Below are 18,445 nucleotides of genomic sequence, written 5' to 3'. Positions count from 1 at the left end.
ACAGCTGCCGCAGGCACTCCGGCTGAGGCTGCTCAGCCGGAAGTCAACTACACTGAAGCACTTCTGAAAGGCATGTCCCTGACACTGCCGGATGTTGAAAAAGCCGTAGAAGCCGGCACATTCAAGAACCTTTCTCCGGAAGCTCCGAAACCGGCTGAACCAGAACCGGCTCCTGCCCCGGAACCCATTCCTGAACCTGAGCCCACACCAGCTCCTGAACCGGAGCCGGAACCCGAGCCCGCACCGACACCGGCGCAGACTGCCAAGTACACGGCTGATCAGGGAACAAGCGCAGCAACGATTGAAACAGACGGCACTTATGATGCTCAGACTTATACGTCTACAGCCGCTGACCAGAATGCACTTCGCGTTTCCTACGCTTACATGAGCGCAGCAGGCGACACATTCACAAAGACCGGCGATGCTACGAATACAGAAAGCTCCAATCAGTACGGCATGAACGCAGCACTCCTTGTCACCCATGGCGGCCACGGCGCATTCACCAAGGCATCCATCACATCCTCTGCTCTCGGCGCACCGGGCGCATTCGGATACAGCAAGGGAACCTACCTCAACCTGACCGATTCCACCGTTACAACGACAGGAAACAATTCTCCTGCCCTTGAAACAGCAGAAAGAGCCATGATGAAAGTCGTTAACACGACCGTTTCCACATCCGGCTATGCATCCCCGGCTATGAAGGTATCCCAGAACGGCGGCATGATTCTTGCTGAAAGCAGCCATTTCACCACGACTGGCAAGGACTCCCACGGCGCATACGTCAATGGCGACGTCACACTGACAAACAGCAGCGTGAACGCACAGAATACCAAGGCAGCCGTTGTCCGCAACAACAATACGCTTTCCCTTGAAAACTCCACGCTCGAAGGCAATGAAACAGGGTCCGTACCGTACAACATCGTTCTCTACGCTGATCCTTCCGCTATCGGAACCATGGGTGTACAGCAGTTCAATGCAACAGGCTCCACCCTGATTTCCCATCACGGCGGCATGTTCCTTGTCACCGGTACACATAACCGCATCACGCTGAAGAAGACAACCCTCCAGCAGGATCCGGGCCTTCCGATCCTCTCAGCCCTTGGCAATGACGGCGCTTACGGCTGGGGCACCCCGGGCGCTAACGGCGGCCATGTCGAACTGATTGCTGATGAAGAAACACTGAATGGCGATATTGTCGTCGATACGATTTCCGACGTCAACCTGACCCTTAGAAACAACTCCGTATGGACAGGCGCCATCACCATCATCCCGAACGCACAGGGCGGCGAAAAGTACAAGACCAATGCCGACATCTTCATCGGAGCAGGCTCTGTATGGAACCTCACCGCTGACAGCCAGGCAACCACCGTCAACAACCTTGGCACCATCAACTTCAACGGCCACACCATTACCCTCGCGGACGGAACAGTCCTGAAATAAGGGCTTATAGCAAAAATACATATATATAGTATATATATAATAAAAGAAGAGGCTCTCCGGAAATCCCGGGGCCTCTTTTTTGCGGGCGGCTATAGTATAGTGCCAGTAAAAAAGACCATGGAAATCAGATCCACGGTCTTTTTCTATTTCCTTAATTAGTTGATCAGAATGCAGGAATGACAGCGCCTTTGTAGGTGTCTTCGATGAATTTCTTGGATTCAGGGCTGGTGAGCGCTTTCATCAGTTCCTGGATTTCCGGACGGTTTTCATCGCCAGCTCTTACAGCTACGATGTTAGCGTACGGGGAGTCCTTGCTTTCTGTGTAGATGGCATCCTTCGGATTCAGCTTGGCTTCCAAAGCGAAGTTTATGTTGATGACAGCAGCATCGACGTCAGCCAGGGATCTTGGGAGCTGCGGAGCTTCGAGTTCGGAGAACTTCAGGTTGTGCGGGTTTTCAGCAATATCCTGCGGGGTAGCAGTGACAGGAGCACCGTCACGGAGTTTGATCAGGCCGGCAGACTGGAGGACGAGGAGAGCACGGCCGCCATTGGTCGGATCGTTCGGAATGGCAATGGATGCGCCGTCCGGCAGTTCAGCGAGGGATTTGTACTTATTGGAGAAAACGGACATTGGTTCAAGATGAACAGCACCGACGGAAGCAAGCTTCAGGCCTCTGGATTTGCAGAATTCATCCAGATATGGTTTGTGCTGGAAGAAGTTTGCGTCAAGGCTCTTGTCGTTCAGGGCCAGGTTCGGCTGGACATAGTCAGTGAATTCGACGATTTCTACATTGATGCCTTTCTTGGCAAGCTGATCCTTCACTGCATTGACGATCTGTTCATGCGGAACGGGGGAGACGCCGACTTTGATGGTCGTTGTTTTGGAAGCGGAGCCTGCAGCCTTGGAAGCAGCCGGTTTTTCTCCGCCGCAGCCGGCGATGAGACCAGCGGCAGCAAGAGCAGCGAGGGAAACGGCGAGAGTTTTGCGGTAGTTCATAGTAAGTCCTCCTTATGATTTCGTGGAAATAACGATTCCGGGTACAAAAAAATCCCTCTTCCCGACGGGACGAAGGATTCTGTTTCGTGGTACCACCCATGTTCGCCTTTCCGTCGCCGGAAAGACCTTGTGAAGTGCAAGGCACTCCTGTCCTGTAACGGGAACTCCCGGGCCACTTCATCATTCGGCGGCGCATGCTCCAAGGCCATGTTCGGCGGATGTCCGGCGTCCCTTCTCACCATTCGGGACTCTCTTTGGCTCTCTTTCCGCGTACTCTTCTCTTCATCGCTTGTATCAAGTTGGACATACTATAGCATTTCGTCATGAAAGCGTCAAGAAAATTTTAAAATTGTTATTTTGAGAATACAAAAGTAAAAGAGAAAAAAAGTGAAGAAAAAGCGCTTTAAAAAAGAAAAGGACGAAAGGGCGTGCCGTTGCCCTAAAAGAATCAGTCTATTATAATGAGATACGGAACAAAGTGGTTCCTTTTATAGAATTTATTAGCCGGAGGTGGAAATGGGTTTTTTTGGCCTGATGCATAAAGCATGCTCGCGCGAGCATGTCCTATATCTTTTATATTTGACGCTGTTCCTGATTCCGCTGAATCCATTCCTTTTCTATGCGCCCCTCATCCCGGCCCTCATCCTGTGGCTGGTCAACTGGCGTACATCAAAGGAAGTGTCCTTCCGCGTCCCTCCATACTGGGGAGCAGGAGCCGTCTTTTTAACGTGTTCGCTTCTGTCCACGGCCGTATCCAAGGACAGCTTCTTCTCGATTTTCAACTGGTCGCTCCAGCCGCTTCTTTATGCGGCCGTCTATCTCATGGTCTTTTCCATGATCCGTACGGTCAGGGAAAAGGAAAAGGCGCTCTATGCCTTCCTGGCAGGTGCTCTCTGTGTAGCCGCTTACGGTTTCTTCCAGTATGCGGATGCCCATGACATGGCAAAGGATCTTACCGCGCAGAGCTGGGTCGATCCGGAGCGTTTCCCGCTTCTCCGCCGCCGCATGTATTCGACGCTGGAGAATCCGAACCTTCTGGGCGCTTACCTTCTGATGATCATCAGTGCGCTTTCCTCTTTCTTCCTCTATGAGAAGAAGGGGAGAAGAAAGTACATTTTCGGAATCGTCCTGCTGGTGCTCCTTACCTGCCTGGCGCTTACCTATTCCAGAGGCGCGTGGGTGGCAGCCGGCGGCATCGTGGCAGGCCTTGCCATTTTCCATGATAAGAGATTCGGTCTTTTATTCCTGCTCGTTCCGATTGGCCTTCTCTTTTATCACGGACAGATTGCCGAACGTTTCCTTTCCCTTTTCAGAGGGGATGACACGTCCGTCGATCTTCGCTTCGCTCTCTGGGAAAGTACGAGAGCCATGATTGAAGAACATCCTCTTCTGGGCATCGGCTGGGGATCGTATTTCCTCGCATACCCGGATTACAATTTCTTTATACAGAATGACAATGTACTGATTTTCCATGCACACAACATGTACCTGAACATGCTGGCCGAAGTAGGGATCCCGGGTGGCCTTGCATTCCTGGCTGCTTTCTTTGCGCAGGGTATCATCGCCTACAGGATTTTCAAAGGGGGAGAGACTGCCTTTGACCGTGCCATGGGCCTAGGCGGCATGCTTGCCGTCATCTTGATTGCCATTATCAGCTTCGGAGACCATGTACTTTTTAGCCGTTCCGTATCATTTTGTTTCTGGAGTCTGGCAAGTTTGTGGGCTTCATGCATAAGTCATGCAAACGAAAAATAGAAATATATGATTATGGTTTTCTGTAAATTTCATTGTTATACAACATGTAAATCATAATTTGTCTAATAGGAATTATTTATATGACCCATAATAGAAATTAAGAAACAGAGAACCTATTTTAGGGGATACAATCTCAGAAAATGTGGTATAATGATAAATGTGATAAGGTAAATAAAAATGCAGTCAGTATGATGAATTAGATTAGGAAATGGATTTTTTGAAGTAAATGTTTACCGAACATTTTCGATAAAGAGAAGAAAACATTCCCGTCTCGTATAGACTGTGTTTTTTACTGAGGTAAAAAGATCTGCAGCAAAAGCAGGTAAATCAAGCTGTGGACTTTTATATATTATTTTATTTTTGGGAGGATGATAGTAATGATCGACACCAATGATAGTGAATTCCTTAGCAGGATTGAGGACAAGAGCCTTCTCTCCAAGGTCATGCCGGGCGCAGCAGCTGCAGCTATGATCAATGCAGGGGACATCATCGGTATTTCCGGATTTACGCCATGCGGCTATCCGAAAATTACAATGCATGAACTCGCAGAACGCATGAAACAGACCCCGTTCCAGGTAGATATCTGGACAGGCGCTTCCACCGGTTCCCAGATCGATACCGAACTGGTTGCTGTAAACGGCGTCAGAGTTCGTATGCCTTACCAGACAAACGCTAACCTGAGGAAAGCCATCAACAATGGCCAGGTAAGCTACTATGACCTGCATCTGTCTCATGTAGCACAGCAGGTTCGTGCTGGCTTCTTCACCAACGTTAAAGGCGAACGCGTAACCGGCCCGGACTTCGCAGTCGTTGAAGCATGCAAGATCGGACCGAACGGCGAAATCTACCCGACAACTGCTATCGGCAACTCTCCGGTATACGTAGACACCGCTAAGAAAGTCATTGTCGAAGTTAACACCACTCAGCCACTCGGCCTCGTAGGCATGGCTGATATTTACATGCGTAAGAACCCGCCGCACTGCGAACCGATTCCGATTCTCCACGCTGGCGACCGTATCGGCACACCGTACATCAAATGCGATCCGTCCAAGATCGTAGCTATCGTTCCATGCGATATGCCAGACGTAACCCGTGCACTGGCTCCGCTCGATGACGACGCTGAAGCAATGGGCAACAACCTTGTAGAATTCCTGACCAACGAAGTTAGACATGGCAGACTTCCGGAAAACCTGCTCCCGCTGCAGTCTGGCGTAGGCAACGTTGCTAACGCAGTTATCCATGGCCTCGTTGAATCCCAGTTCAAGAACCTGTCCGTATACACCGAAGTTATCCAGGACGGCATGTTCGAGCTGATCGACAAAGACAAGATCGACATGATTTCCGGTACTTCCCTGTCTCCATCTCCGGAAGGCCTGAAACGTTTCTACGACAACATCGAAAAATACAACAAGAAGATCGTTCTGCGTCCGCAGGAAATCTCCAACAACGGTGAAGTTGTTCGTCGTATCGGCGTTATCGGCATGAACACGGCTCTTGAAATGGATATTTACGGCCACGTAAACTCCACCCATGTAGCAGGCACCAAGCTGATGAACGGTATCGGCGGTTCCGGCGACTTCGCTCGTAACGCATTCCTGTCCTGCTTCTTCTGCCACAGCTCCGCTAAGGGCGGCAAGATCTCCGCAGTTGTTCCGATGTGCTCCCATGTTGACCACACCGAACACGATACCCATGTATTCATCTCTGAACAGGGTGTCGCAGATGTTCGCGGCCTGAGCCCGAAGGAAAGAGCAAAGGTTATCATCAACAACGTTGCTCATCCGTCCTACAGAGATCAGCTCATGGACTACTATGAAAGAGCAGTTGCCGCATGCGGCCACAGCCAGACCCCGCACATTCTTCCGGAAGCTTTCAAATTCCATGAAAGCCTGGCAGAAACCGGCGATATGCACTTCAAGAAATAATTTAGTGCTGTATTAAAATTTTTAATGCTTTACAAATAAACTCAGTACTGTATAATAATCTATGATGATGACTGCCCATTGACAGTGTCATACACATGGGTTTCGCAAGTGTCCTGAAACCGCTGCAAGAAGACTTGAAAAAGCGCTGCAGCGGGGAAGGCGTTGCGGGCCCTGGACCGGAAAGAAGTTCCCTTAGAAAACAGTGAGAAGAGCATAAAGACGCCGCCGCTGATAAATGATGGGAAGTTTTTTCCCAGAAGTTACTTACTTACTTTTTTAGGAGGAAGATGAACTCATGTCTAACGAATCCCTGAAAGCTAAACTTGATGCCTACAATGCAGAATATGCAAAACAGACGGCAAAACATCCGGAAAGAGTTGGTCTTAAACACAAGAACCTGTACACACCTCTCGATCTCGAAGGTTTTGATTATGAAAGAGACCTCGGTTTCCCGGGCGAATATCCATACACCCGTGGCGTACAGCCGACCATGTATCGTGGCCGTCTCTGGACCATGCGTATGTATGCAGGCTTCGCAACCGCTGAAGAATCCAACAAACGTTATCGTTACCTGATTGCTAACGGCGGATCTGGTCTGTCCGTAGCATTCGACCTTCCAACCCAGATCGGTTATGACTCCGATGATAAGATGGCTGAAGGCGAAATTGGTAAAGTAGGCGTTGCTATTGATACCCTGAAAGATATGGAAATCCTGTTCGATCAGATCGACCTGGGCAAAGTTTCCACATCCATGACCATCAACGCACCGGCATCCGTTCTGCTCGCTATGTACATTGCAGTTGCTGAAAAACAGGGCGTTCCTGCTTCCGCACTCCGCGGCACCATTCAGAACGATATTCTGAAGGAATACTCCGCTCGCGGCACCTACATTTTCCCGGTTAAACCATCCATGCGTTTAATCACCAACATTTTCGAATACTGCTCCAAGAACGTTCCGAAGTGGAACACCATCTCCATTTCCGGTTACCACATCCGTGAAGCTGGTTCCACCGCTGCTCAGGAAATCGCATTCACCATCGCTGATGGTATCGCTTACATCGAAGCAGCTCTGAAAGCTGGCATGAACATCGATGAATTCGCTCCACGTCTGTCCTTCTTCTGGAATGCACACAACAACGTACTCGAAGAAGTCGCTAAATTCCGCGCTTCCCGTCGTCTGTGGGCTACAATTCTGAAAGAAAGATTCCACGCTGAAAACGAAAAATCCATGAAACTGCGTTTCCACACCCAGACCGCAGGCTCCATGCTGACAGCTCAGCAGCCAAACAACAACATCGTTCGTGTTGCTCTGCAGACAGCAGCAGCTGTTATGGGCGGAACCCAGTCCCTGCACACCAACTCCCGCGATGAAGCTCTGGCTCTGCCAACCACTGAATCCGTAACCATCGCTCTGCGTACACAGCAGATCGTTGCTTATGAATCCGGCCTGGCTGACGTAGTTGATCCGCTCGGCGGCTCCTACTATGTTGAAGCTATGACCAACGCTATCGAAGCTGAAGCTAAAGAATACATCAGAAAGATCGATGAAATGGGCGGCGCTGTAGAAGCTATTGATAAAGGCTATATCCAGAAGGAAATTCAGGACTCCGCTTATGCTTGGCAGATGGCTGTTGAATCCGGCGAAAAGACAATCGTTGGCGTCAACAAGTTCACAATGGAAGAACCACCGGTTGAAGGCCTGCTGAAGGTTGACTCCTCCGCTGGTGAATTCCAGAAGAACAAACTGGCTAAAGTTAAAGCAGAACGTGATAACGCTAAGGTTCAGGAAGAACTGAAGAAGCTGGAAGTTGCAGCTGCTGATGAAGAAGTAAACCTGATGCCAGTTATTCTCGACTGCGTACGTGCTTATTGCTCCCTCGGCGAAATCTGCGGAGTACTCCGTAAGGTATTCGGCGAATACAAACCGCACAACACACTTTAATTCGATAATCGGAAATAGTTCTGGAGGTAATTAACAATGGCAGATAAACGTATCAGAGTACTCGTAGCTAAACCGGGTCTTGATGGACATGATCGCGGCGCAAAGGTTATTGCCCGTGCACTCCGTGATGCAGGCATGGAAGTTATTTACACAGGTCTTCGCCAGACCGTTGAACAGATCGTTGAAGCAGCTGACGCAGAAGACGTTGATGTAGTAGCACTGTCCCTGCTGTCCGGCGCTCACAACACACTGTTCCCGGAAGTTGTCAAAGCTCTTGAAGCTAAAGGCATGGGCGATGTACTCGTAATCGGCGGCGGCGTAATTCCGGCTGCTGATATCTCAGGTCTGGAAAAAGCAGGCGTAAAGGCTATCTTCACACCTGGCACACCAACCAAAGAAGTTATTGACTTCATCCAGGCAAATGTAAAATAATTAGCTTTTAGACTACCACTTGGCGGTTTATTAGTGTAATTTAGCTGTTAAAGGGCTGGGTGCACTCTCAGCCCTTTACAACTATTTATTTCTCTTGATTTACTCCTCGAAAAGGCGGTGTATCCATGGAATTTTCTATGAAGGATTTTTGGAATGGAAATAGACGCGCCTTAGCGAGAGCAATTACCATCGTTGAAGACGAACGTGATGGTTATGAAGATATCATGAAAGATATCTATCACCATACCGGTCGTGCTCAGGTCATCGGTATCACTGGTGCGCCTGGTGCGGGTAAGAGCACACTGTCTGATGCCCTCATAAAGCAGTTTCGCAAACAGGGTAAAACAGTAGGCATCGTCGCTGTCGATCCTACCAGTCCGTTCTCCGGCGGCGCCATTCTTGGTGACCGTATTCGTATGAACGACCTGACGTTGGATAAGGGTGTTTATATCCGTAGTATGGGTACACGCGGCAGTCTCGGGGGTTTGTCCCGCAAGACCGCAGATGCGGTTAAACTGATGGATGCTTTCGGTCTCGATGTAATTTTCATCGAAACAGTAGGCGTAGGACAGTCCGAAGTCGATATCGTTAAGAATGCGGATACCACACTTGTTGTGCTCGTACCCGGACTTGGCGACGATATTCAGGCAATCAAGGCTGGTATCCTTGAAATCGGTGACGTATTTGTCATCAATAAATGTGATCGCGACGGCGCAGATCGTTTGAATGTTGAGATCGAAATGATGCTCGATCTGGGCGAAGCTCAGAACTGGCGTCCGCCGATCGAAAGAACGATCGCGAATAAAGACCAGGGTGTAGAAGATGTAGTAACAGCTCTGGGTGATCATAGAAAGTATCTCGAAGAATCCGGCTTGCTGGAAGAACGCAGACGCGAACGCGCACGCAGCGAGATGCTCGAAATGATTCACGACCGCATTTCCCGTCATATTGAAGAAAACCTCTCCAAGACGGGTGAATTCAATGGCTACGTGGAAGACGTATTTGAAAGGAAAACTGATCCATTCACTGTCGTCGATTCCATCGTGGGCAAAATATTCAAATAATTTATAAAGGAGGAGTTATTATGGCATTCAAAGTTTTGTGTGTCGATCATGTAGGCGTAGCTGTTAAAGACCTGGCTCTTATTAAACAGCAGATGAAAGACATTCTGGGACTGGATCCATCCCTGCCGGATGAAACCGTTGAAGATCAGCATGTAACAACAAGCTTCTTCAAACCATCCCCGCAGACCGAAGCTTGCGAACTCGAATTCTTGGGTTCCACAACTCCGGATGGCCCGATCGCTCGTTTCATTGAAAAATCCAACGGCGGGAAGAACGGCTTCCAGCATGTTGCTCTTCGTGTTGACGACATCGAAGCATGCCTCGCAGATCTGCAGGCTAAAGAAGTTCCGCTCATCGACAAGAAATGGCGTGTCGGTGCAGGCGGCTGTCATATCGCATTCTTGCATCCAAAGGCTACCGGCCTTCTGCTTGAACTGACAGAACGCCCTGGCGGCCCGTCCTTCAATAAATAAGTTGAATGATGGCAAATGATTCGCCCATTCTGGGCGGATCATCCCCCTTGCGGGGGACCCTAATATTTTTGGAGGTGTAAGAATGGCAACTGTTGAAGAAAGAATTGAACTTCTCCATAAGAACCTCGCTCATGTTGAGGCTATGGGTGGCGAAAAACGTATTGAAAAACAGCATGCAAAAGGCAAACTGACTGCTCGTGAAAGACTCGCTCTTCTGTTTGATGAAGGCACTTTCGTTGAAGTCAATGCCCTCGTAAAATCCCGCTGCCACAACTTCGGCCAGGAAAAGAAAGATCTCCCGGGCGAAGGCGTTGTAACAGGTTACGGCACTGTTGATGGAAGATTGGTATTTGCATTCGCTCAGGACTTCACCGTTGAAGGCGGCTCCCTTGGTGAAATGCACGCTGCAAAGATCGTTCACGTAAATGAACTGGCTCTCAAAGTCGGTGCACCTTGCGTAGGCCTGAACGATTCCGGCGGAGCTCGTATTCAGGAAGCTGTCGATGCCCTCTCCGGCTACGGCAAGATTTTCTGGTGCAACACCATCGCTTCCGGCGTAATCCCGCAGATTTCTGCAATCATGGGACCGTCCGCAGGCGGCGCTGTTTACTCCCCGGCTCTGACCGACTTCATTTACATGGTTAAGAAAACATCCCAGATGTTCCTGACCGGCCCGGCTGTCGTTGAATCCGTCACCGGCGAAAAGATCACCGCTGAAGCTCTCGGCGGCGCTATGACCCATAACCGTACATCCGGCGTAGCTCAGTTCGCAGCTGAAAACGACGAAGACTGCATTAAACAGATTCGTTACCTGCTCAGCTTCCTCCCGAGCAACAACATGGAAGACGCTCCGATCGTAGAAACCGGAGACGATCCGACCAGAACTGATCCAGCTCTGGACACCATTATGCCGGAAAGCTCCAATGCACCGTACAATATGTATGATGTACTGAAATCCATTGTTGATAATGGCGAATACTACGATGTAGCTAAGGAATTCGCAAAGAACATCATCACCTGCTTCGCTCGTATGGACGGACAGACTGTTGGTATCATTGCTAACCAGCCAGCATTCATGGCAGGCTGCCTTGACTACAACGCATCCGATAAAGCAGCTCGCTTCATTCGTTTCTGCGACTGCTTCAACATTCCGGTTCTGAACGTTGTCGACGTTCCTGGCTTCCTGCCTGGCAAACAGCAGGAATATGCTGGCGTAATTCGTCACGGCGCTAAGATGCTGTTCGCATACTGCGAAGCTACAGTTCCGAAGATCACCATGATTCTGCGTAAAGCTTACGGCGGCTCCTACATCGCTATGTGCTCCCGTGAACAGGGCGCTGACCAGGTATTCGCTTGGCCAACCGCTGAAATCGCAGTTATGGGACCTGCAGGCGCAGCTAACATCATCTTCAAGAAAGACCCGAACAAAGAAGAACGCACAAAGGAATATGTCGAGGAATTCGCTACTCCTTACAAAGCTGCAGAACGTGGCTATGTAGATGCAGTAATCGATCCAAGAAATACCCGCCCGACAATCATCAATGCACTGAAGATGCTTGCTTCCAAGCACGAAGTACATCCGGCAAAGAAACACGGAAACATTCCGCTCTAATATTTGCCGCTTAAATCTCTATATTGAAAGGATGGGTACAGATGGATAACAGTACAGTTATGTATATCGCGGTTTTTGCTGCTATCGTTGCAGTAATTGCCCTGATCATGATCTGGCAGGTACGTTCATCTCTCAATCAGTCCGCAGCACCGGCACCAGCTCCTAAAAAGGCAGCAGCTCCAGCAGCAAGAGCAGCAGCTCCTGCAGCAGCTAACAATGGTGCAGTCGTAGCAGCTATCGCTGCTGCTATCGTTGCTATGGGTGGCGGCGAAATCGTCTCCATCCGCCCGGCAGCTAGACCTGGCTGGACTTCCGCAGCTCGCATTGCGGGCGTTTCCGGCAACCAGCAGTTCTAATTGAAAGTTGAAAGTACAATCATTTAGGAGGAAAGACAATGAGAAAATTTACTGTAACAGTTAACGGCCAGGATTACGATGTAGTAGTTAAAGACGGCGGCGCTGCAGCAGCAGCTCCGGCTCCGGCTCCGGCAGCAGCTCCAGCTCCGGCAGCAGCTCCGGCTCCAGCAGCAGCTCCAGCTCCAGCTCCAGCTCCAGCTCCGGCTCCAGCTCCGGCTCCGGCAGCAGCTCCTGCAGGTGCAGGCGAAGCAGTTGAAGCTCCAATGCCTGGTAAAGTCATCCGCATCAACAAACATGTTGGTGACGCAGTAGCAGCAGGCGACGAAGTCCTCGTACTCGAAGCTATGAAGATGGGCAACCCGATCATGGCTCCATGCGATGGCAAGATCACCTCCATGCAGGCTCAGGAAGGCCAGTCCGTACAGGGCGGCGATCCGCTGTTCACTGTTGGCTAATATTAGCTTAATGAACATCGCTTAATCTAAAAGGGCAGTGCTTCGGCACTGCTCTTTTTTTGCGCGCAATTGCGGATTATAGGCTTATAGGACATTTCGTGTTGGTTTTATAGCCGATGAGGCCCGTGTTTACCTGGTTTCATTGACATTTTAATTTGGTTTTTCACGTTTTTGGGGAATGGCATTTTGATGCCAGCCCCTCTTTTGTGACTAATCCCCCTTTTATGAATCGACTGTCATTACCGCGTACTAATGGAGAGGATAAATACTTGATCAGTGCAAGGAGTACTCATCACTTCCGTACCCATTCATTCCGTATCACGGACATCAGGAACGGCAGATTCATGAAAGGCAAATTGGTACTTTATATTTTAGTAGAGATTTGATATAGTTGACCAAGAGAGCATGTAGATTGCATTCCTTTCCTGGTTTTGTGGTGATTCTAAGAATGGAGCATCTTATGCTCTTTTTCTATGTCTCTTATTCGGTTTTCAAGGGGGATTTGGCATTGAAGATGTGGAAAAGCATGGGCAGGAACATCGCAGCAGGATTCGGAGATGATGCAAGTATTCAATCCTTTGGACAAGTATCATGGGAAGTATGTCAGTATATTCCATATTCGGCTCATGATCGTTTTCATGGAATGAATCATTGATATGTGATTTTGCCTTGAAATTAATGCTTTTAAGGGAAGACAAATGGGGAACGAGGCTTCCATCTGTTTTATCCTGACTGCATGTTCTGACAGGCTTTAAATGCAGCCGAGAGCGAATATTTCTTTCAATGACTCCTGGTTCTTATATAAAGGAACAAAAGAAATGAGAAACTGATTTGCCTGTCAGGCTGTTAGAACTTGCCATCAAGGTTTTTTGCCCTTTGACAGCTGATCCGTTGGAATTACCTGAAAAGTGTTTTAGTGCTGCATGTGCTGCGGGCAGAAGGAGATCTGATCCTTATATAGAAGATATCGCACGAAGCAGCTTTAATTTCCCATATATGCTTCCCGGAATATCTTACTCAATATCGTACACACGAATATATGCATTTTGCGCGAAACAGATTGTTTGATAGAATCAGAGAAATACCGAGATATCGGGAATCTTGTATAGATAAGAAGCACGCAGTGTATATAGAATAGGCATATATGGCACTTTTAGGTGATTTTGAGAATCTGTCACATTGACACCTACAATATATAGTGATATGATATCTACAGTTAAATACGGATAAGACAGGTGCCCGTCAGGGCTTAATAGGGAAGACCGGTGAAATGCCGGCACGGTCCCGCCACTGTAATGCGGAGCAACTCCAAATATGTCACTGGGAAACCGGGAAGGCAGGAGAAGCGTTGAAGCAAAGTCAGGAGAACTGCCTGTTTTTTGTCACCGATTGTACCCACGAGCGATGGGAAGGGGATGTCTATGATGTCTCTTTGCGTTCGTGCAAAGGGGTTTTTTATTGGGGATTTCCGGTTTGACTAACTGAGGAGAATAAACTGAATCAAGGAAACAGGTGCCCGTCAGGGCTTAATAGGGAAGACCGGTGAAATGCCGGCACGGTCCCGCCACTGTAATGCGGAGCGACTCCAGTAATGTCACTGAGGAGATTGGGAAGACAGGAGAAGCGAGGAAGCAGAGTCAGGAGAACTGCCTGTTTTTAATCACCGCAAAAACCTACGAGCGATAGGATGGTGTGAGAATGTCTTTTTGGCGTCCACTCTATCCGTGTCGGTAGAGTGGATTTTTTGGTGAATGAGGAGGATTCAGGGTCATTCATGCAAGACTGGAGGATGGCGCCAGGGAACGTCATTCTCCGCCTGCCGCTGGAGCGCCAAGGGAAAGGCGCTTCAGCAGTAAGGGCAGGTTAGCAAGTTGTAAACGGCGCTTATGCACCTTTACATAGATAGGGTTACCTCCACAGGGGTCCCGACATGGTTCTTCTTCCGGGTGATGGAGTAAAGATGGAGTAAAAGGGAAATACGATCATCACCCTCACTTTTTACAGATCCTTCCGCAAGGAAGTTCTCATATATCGGAGTTCATTAATATGCAGCTTGAGGGAAAGAGCTGCATCTCCTAATTCAGGTAATAACGCTGCAAGGTGTTATTATACAGGTTTCTCATTTTTTGGGGCTGGTGCCCATCCCCTTTTGAAGCGGCTCTACCGCTTCTTTTTTTTGCAAAAATTCTGGAGATCTTGATGATTCAGCATAGCCTTTTCCTTTGAATTTGACGTAAAAATTACTTTTTTCACATTGACTATTTCGAAATCAATCAATATAATAAAGATAAAGGCATTTCAATGTTTTAATATAAAGGAGGAAACATAATGAGCGTTTATGATTTTACATGCACCACCATGCAGGGCAAGGAAGTTTCTCTCTCTCAGTATAAAGGCAAGGTTATTCTGATCGTCAATACAGCAAGCAAGTGCGGATTCACACCGCAGTTTGCAGGCCTTGAGAAACTGTATAAGGAATACAAGGACAAGGGCCTGGAAATCCTCGGCTTCCCGAGCAACCAGTTCAATGAACAGGATCCGGGAACCAATGAAGAAATCCAGGAATTCTGCAAGGTCAACTATGGCGTTACCTTCCAGATGTTCAAGAAGGGCGACGTACGCGGTGACAACCCGCAGCCTCTCTTCGCTTACCTGACCAAGGAAAAAGGCTTCAAGGGCTTCAACATGGATCATCCGATTGCACCGAAACTCGTTCCGATGCTGAAGGAAAAACATCCGGAAATCCTTGAAGGCGACGGAATCAAATGGAACTTCACCAAATTCCTGATCGACCGCGAAGGCAATGTCGTAGAACGTTTCGAACCGACCATCACACCGGAAGAAATCGCTCCGGCTATTGAAAAACTTCTGTAATACATGAATGAAAGAGAGCTGCCGCTGAGGCGGCTCTTTTTTATTGTCCGGTTTGCAAGAATCATTCGGTAAAGTCTCCGGAATGTAGTATAATGAAAGTGATTATACGGCAGGAGGAGTAAGGATGAACGGAAGAAAATTCTTTTTCTTTGATATCGACGGGACATTGACGACACCGCTGACGAACGATTATCCGGACAGCACGAGAGAGGCCATCAAGGAGCTGCAGGATAACGGTCATTTTGTAGCGATTGCGACGGGAAGGATGCAGGTGGACGCCTGGGAAGTGGCGAAGGCCCTTGGCATCTGCGCCGCTGTTTCCGACGGGGGAAATGCTCTGACCATTCATGGGGAGCTGATTTATGATGAGGGTCTTCCTCTTGAAGACTGCATCAGGACGCTTTCGGAAATCGACAGTGAGAGATTTCCTTTTGCTGTCTGCCCGGAAAATAAGAAAATGCGTGTGGCGACTTCGGACTTGTACCTCTCCCGCGTGAAGGACAGGTACTATGAAACGGTCGTCGATCCTTCCTTTGACTTCAGGAAAGTGGACACGATCCACAAGATTTTCGTTGCCTGCACGAAGGATGATCTTCCTGAGATTCCGCTTCATACGCTTCCGCATGTCTGGTTCAGGAAGGATAATATGCTGATCGAGCCGGTCCATAAGGAAAGAGGCATCTTCGAAGTCATGAAGCGCTACAACCTTTCAGATGAGGATGTCGTCGTCTTCGGCGATGGCATGAACGACCGCTCCATGTTCAGGGATGAATGGTTCAGCATAGCTATGGGCAATGCGAAGCCGCAGCTCAAAGAAAAAGCGAAGTACATCACGAAAAGAGCCGATGATGACGGGATTTATTACGCCTGCAAGAAGTTTGGCTGGATTTGATTGTCAATACAAAGCGAATAAAATATTTGTTAATTAAGCGCGGCGCTGCGGGTTGACTGTAATGCCGCGCTTCTGTTATATTATAGATTGTTAAATTGTAATGTTTTCCTGTTGAGTAAGAGAAAGAGGAAAGATGGATAAAGAAATCAGGAAAGATGGGGAAGGGGAAGTCCTCTTCGACATCCGTCACTTGACCCACACGTTCGAGACAGAGGACGGCAAGACGTTCGATGCCCTGAAGGACGTGACGGCCCAGATCATGAAGGGATCCTTCACGGCGATCATCGGAACGAACGGGAGCGGCAAATCCACGCTGGCCCGTCATTTGAATGCGCTCATGATGCCTACGTCCGGTGAAGTGATCGTCGAGGGAATGTCCACATCGGATTATTCCCATATCTGGGATATAAGGCAGAAGGTAGGCATGGTATTCCAAAATCCGGACAACCAGCTGGTGGCTGCGATTGTGGAGGAAGATGTCGCTTTCGGCCCGGAAAACCTGGGCGTGCCTCCGGATGAAATCCGCCGCCGCGTCGATGCCGCTCTTGAAAAAGTCGGCATGACCGAGTTCCGCACGCATGCACCTGCCATGCTTTCCGGCGGGCAGAAGCAGAGAATCGCCATTGCAGGCATTCTTGCCATGCATCCGGACTGCATCGTCCTTGATGAACCGACGGCCATGCTCGATCCTTCGGGAAGAGCCGAGGTCATGAAGACGATTCATGAACTGAATGAAAAAGAGGGCATCACAATCGTCCTCATTACGCATTTCATGGAAGAAGCCGTGACTGCCGATCACGTTCTGGTCGTCGACCAGAGCGAGCTCAAGATGCAGGGAACGGCAAGAGAAGTATTTTCTCAGGCAGAAAAGCTGACAAAGATGGGTCTTGATGTGCCGGTCGCAGCCGACCTGGCGCACGGCCTTCGCGAGAAGGGATTCAAGATTCCGGAAGACTGCCTGACCGATGAGGAGCTGGGAGAAGCGTTATGTCCATACGTGTCGAAGATATAAGCTACATTTACGGCAAAGGATCCCCGTTTGAAAAGACGGCGCTTTCGCATGTCGATCTCACGATCAATAAGGGCGAATTCATCGGCGTCATCGGACATACGGGGAGCGGCAAGTCCACGCTCATCCAGCATTTGAACGGGCTCATCCATCCGACGAGCGGCAAAGTCACCATCGACGGCATCGATCTTGCAGCAAAGACGAAGGATGCCGTGTCCAAGCGCCATTCCGCCGGGATGGTATTCCAGTACCCGGAGCATCAGCTCTTCGAAGAAACCGTAGCGCAGGATATCGCTTTCGGGCCGAAGAACCTTGGATGCGACGAGGAAGAAGTGGACAAGCGTGTCAAAAGCGCCATGCGCTTTGCCGGCATTGATTATGAAAAATTCGCAGGCCGCTCGCCGTTCCGTCTTTCCGGCGGACAGCAGCGCCGTGTTGCCATAGCGGGTGTCATTGCCATGCATCCGGATTTCCTGATACTTGACGAACCATCCGCCGGTCTCGATCCGATTGGAAGAAGAGAAATCTTCAGCCGCATCTGGGACTGGTACAATAAGGGCGTATTCTCTGTCATCCTCGTTTCCCATAATATGGACGACATTGCCCGCCTTGCGACAAGGCTTCTTGTCATGCACAAGGGGAAGCTCGTCCTTGACGGCGATCCGATGGATATCTTCCTGAATCACAGGGAAGAGCTGAAGGAATGCGGCGTCGACGCGCCCCCTCTGACGCAGACACTGCAGGCGCTCAAAGCCCGCGGTATCCCCGTTCCGGAAGACGCAAAGACGACAAAGGAAGCCATCGACCGCATGGCAAAAATGCTGGGAGGGAAGAAATCATGCTGACAGATATGACGCTTGGACAGTACTACCCGGGCGACTCTTTCCTGCACAGGATGGACCCCCGCGCGAAGATTCTCTGCACGATGATCTTCATCATTGCGATATTCCTGGCCAATAACCCGTTTTCCTACCTTCTCGTGGCCGCTTTCACGCTCGGCGCGATTTCCGTATCCGGCGTGCCTTACAAGCTTGTATGGAGAGCCGTGAAGCCATTATGGTTCATCCTTCTCTTCACACTGGCCATCCACGTATTCACGACACCGGGAACCGAGCTTTTTTCCTGGAAATTCATCCATATCAGCGAAGAAGGTATCAGGAACGGCGTGGAAATGACGCTCCGTCTCGTATTCCTGATCGCTTTCACTTCGCTCTTGACC

General features: G+C 49.4%; 16 protein-coding genes, 2 riboswitches and 1 other annotated feature. Of the genes, 15 read left to right on the top strand and 1 reads right to left on the bottom strand.

Going from position 1 to position 18,445, the window contains the following annotated elements:
* On the top strand, positions 1-1,440 hold a 1,440-nt coding region (locus M3200_RS04530), incomplete at its 5' end, for a hypothetical protein (RefSeq protein ID WP_288178145.1).
* Positions 1,441-1,603: 163 nt separating this feature from the next.
* On the opposite strand, the gene M3200_RS04525 is transcribed toward M3200_RS04530, so the two are convergent.
* Positions 1,604-2,437 carry a MetQ/NlpA family ABC transporter substrate-binding protein gene (locus M3200_RS04525; RefSeq protein ID WP_022382355.1) on the bottom strand — a complete coding sequence of 278 codons (834 nt, stop codon included), beginning with the start codon at positions 2,435-2,437 and terminating at the stop codon, positions 1,604-1,606.
* 62 nt (positions 2,438-2,499) lie between these two features.
* Positions 2,500-2,732: a binding site (T-box leader), on the bottom strand.
* 221 nt (positions 2,733-2,953) lie between these two features.
* On the opposite strand from M3200_RS04525, the gene M3200_RS04520 reads away from it, so the two are divergent.
* The 14 genes from M3200_RS04520 to M3200_RS04455 all read left to right on the top strand — a co-directional run.
* Positions 2,954-4,192, top strand: a complete 1,239-nt coding sequence (locus tag M3200_RS04520; protein WP_022382354.1) for an O-antigen ligase family protein — start codon at positions 2,954-2,956, stop codon at positions 4,190-4,192.
* A gap of 377 nt (positions 4,193-4,569) precedes the next feature.
* The gene (gene scpC, locus M3200_RS04515; RefSeq protein ID WP_022382353.1) at positions 4,570-6,117 is read left to right on the top strand and encodes a succinyl-CoA:acetate CoA-transferase ScpC; all 1,548 of its coding nucleotides are present in this window, start codon (positions 4,570-4,572) and stop codon (positions 6,115-6,117) included.
* Between the two features lie 295 nt (positions 6,118-6,412).
* Positions 6,413-8,059 (top strand): acyl-CoA mutase large subunit family protein, encoded by a 1,647-nt coding sequence (locus tag M3200_RS04510; protein ID WP_022382352.1) that lies wholly within the window; start codon positions 6,413-6,415, stop codon positions 8,057-8,059.
* Between the two features lie 36 nt (positions 8,060-8,095).
* Positions 8,096-8,491 carry a cobalamin B12-binding domain-containing protein gene (locus M3200_RS04505; protein WP_022382351.1) on the top strand — a complete coding sequence of 132 codons (396 nt, stop codon included), beginning with the start codon at positions 8,096-8,098 and terminating at the stop codon, positions 8,489-8,491.
* A 125-nt stretch (positions 8,492-8,616) separates the two neighbouring features.
* Positions 8,617-9,555: a methylmalonyl Co-A mutase-associated GTPase MeaB gene (gene meaB / locus M3200_RS04500; RefSeq protein WP_022382350.1), complete on the top strand. Its 939-nt coding sequence runs from the start codon at positions 8,617-8,619 to the stop codon at positions 9,553-9,555.
* Positions 9,556-9,575: 20 nt separating this feature from the next.
* Complete coding sequence (locus tag M3200_RS04495; RefSeq protein WP_022382349.1) at positions 9,576-10,028, top strand: VOC family protein; 453 nt, start codon at positions 9,576-9,578, stop codon at positions 10,026-10,028.
* 82 nt (positions 10,029-10,110) lie between these two features.
* A complete protein-coding gene (gene mmdA / locus M3200_RS04490) occupies positions 10,111-11,640 on the top strand; it encodes a methylmalonyl-CoA decarboxylase subunit alpha (protein ID WP_022382348.1) in 1,530 nt (509 codons plus the stop codon).
* A gap of 41 nt (positions 11,641-11,681) precedes the next feature.
* Positions 11,682-11,996 carry a hypothetical protein gene (locus tag M3200_RS04485; RefSeq protein ID WP_022382347.1) on the top strand — a complete coding sequence of 105 codons (315 nt, stop codon included), beginning with the start codon at positions 11,682-11,684 and terminating at the stop codon, positions 11,994-11,996.
* A gap of 38 nt (positions 11,997-12,034) precedes the next feature.
* Complete coding sequence (locus M3200_RS04480) at positions 12,035-12,451, top strand: acyl-CoA carboxylase biotin carboxyl carrier protein subunit (protein ID WP_022382346.1); 417 nt, start codon at positions 12,035-12,037, stop codon at positions 12,449-12,451.
* A gap of 1,216 nt (positions 12,452-13,667) precedes the next feature.
* A riboswitch (cobalamin riboswitch) is annotated at positions 13,668-13,841 on the top strand.
* 103 nt (positions 13,842-13,944) lie between these two features.
* A riboswitch (cobalamin riboswitch) is annotated at positions 13,945-14,119 on the top strand.
* A gap of 660 nt (positions 14,120-14,779) precedes the next feature.
* On the top strand, positions 14,780-15,325 hold the full coding sequence (locus tag M3200_RS04475) for a glutathione peroxidase (protein ID WP_022382345.1): 546 nt from the start codon (positions 14,780-14,782) through the stop codon (positions 15,323-15,325).
* Between the two features lie 124 nt (positions 15,326-15,449).
* Positions 15,450-16,217: an HAD-IIB family hydrolase gene (locus M3200_RS04470; RefSeq protein WP_022382344.1), complete on the top strand. Its 768-nt coding sequence runs from the start codon at positions 15,450-15,452 to the stop codon at positions 16,215-16,217.
* A 133-nt stretch (positions 16,218-16,350) separates the two neighbouring features.
* The gene (locus M3200_RS04465) at positions 16,351-17,229 is read left to right on the top strand and encodes an energy-coupling factor transporter ATPase (protein WP_022382343.1); all 879 of its coding nucleotides are present in this window, start codon (positions 16,351-16,353) and stop codon (positions 17,227-17,229) included.
* Positions 17,205-18,071: an energy-coupling factor transporter ATPase gene (locus M3200_RS04460; protein WP_022382342.1), complete on the top strand. Its 867-nt coding sequence runs from the start codon at positions 17,205-17,207 to the stop codon at positions 18,069-18,071. Before M3200_RS04465 ends, M3200_RS04460 begins: the two co-directional genes overlap by 25 nt.
* A partial coding sequence (locus M3200_RS04455) for an energy-coupling factor transporter transmembrane component T family protein (protein ID WP_288178144.1) occupies positions 18,065-18,445 on the top strand: 381 nt, incomplete at its 3' end. The genes M3200_RS04460 and M3200_RS04455, both read left to right, overlap by 7 nt.

Source organism: Dialister sp. CAG:357, assembly GCF_000435155.1.
Taxonomy (GTDB): Bacteria; Bacillota; Negativicutes; order Veillonellales; family Dialisteraceae; genus Dialister; species Dialister hominis.
Note: the sequence above shows the minus strand (reverse complement) of the source record. Positions and strands in the feature narration are given on the sequence as shown.

What these genes read in the sequence shown, in the direction of transcription:
- M3200_RS04485 (WP_022382347.1), top strand. Translation starts at nt 11,682, where the DNA reads ATGGATAACAGTACAGTTATGTATATCGCGGTTTTTGCTGCTATCGTT.
- meaB (WP_022382350.1), top strand. Translation starts at nt 8,617, where the DNA reads ATGGAATTTTCTATGAAGGATTTTTGGAATGGAAATAGACGCGCCTTA.
- M3200_RS04495 (WP_022382349.1), top strand. Translation starts at nt 9,576, where the DNA reads ATGGCATTCAAAGTTTTGTGTGTCGATCATGTAGGCGTAGCTGTTAAA.
- M3200_RS04505 (WP_022382351.1), top strand. Translation starts at nt 8,096, where the DNA reads ATGGCAGATAAACGTATCAGAGTACTCGTAGCTAAACCGGGTCTTGAT.
- scpC (WP_022382353.1), top strand. Translation starts at nt 4,570, where the DNA reads ATGATCGACACCAATGATAGTGAATTCCTTAGCAGGATTGAGGACAAG.
- M3200_RS04465 (WP_022382343.1), top strand. Translation starts at nt 16,351, where the DNA reads ATGGATAAAGAAATCAGGAAAGATGGGGAAGGGGAAGTCCTCTTCGAC.
- M3200_RS04520 (WP_022382354.1), top strand. Translation starts at nt 2,954, where the DNA reads ATGGGTTTTTTTGGCCTGATGCATAAAGCATGCTCGCGCGAGCATGTC.
- M3200_RS04470 (WP_022382344.1), top strand. Translation starts at nt 15,450, where the DNA reads ATGAACGGAAGAAAATTCTTTTTCTTTGATATCGACGGGACATTGACG.
- M3200_RS04475 (WP_022382345.1), top strand. Translation starts at nt 14,780, where the DNA reads ATGAGCGTTTATGATTTTACATGCACCACCATGCAGGGCAAGGAAGTT.
- mmdA (WP_022382348.1), top strand. Translation starts at nt 10,111, where the DNA reads ATGGCAACTGTTGAAGAAAGAATTGAACTTCTCCATAAGAACCTCGCT.
- M3200_RS04510 (WP_022382352.1), top strand. Translation starts at nt 6,413, where the DNA reads ATGTCTAACGAATCCCTGAAAGCTAAACTTGATGCCTACAATGCAGAA.
- M3200_RS04525 (WP_022382355.1), bottom strand. Translation starts at nt 2,437, where the DNA reads ATGAACTACCGCAAAACTCTCGCCGTTTCCCTCGCTGCTCTTGCTGCC.
- M3200_RS04460 (WP_022382342.1), top strand. Translation starts at nt 17,205, where the DNA reads ATGTCCATACGTGTCGAAGATATAAGCTACATTTACGGCAAAGGATCC.
- M3200_RS04480 (WP_022382346.1), top strand. Translation starts at nt 12,035, where the DNA reads ATGAGAAAATTTACTGTAACAGTTAACGGCCAGGATTACGATGTAGTA.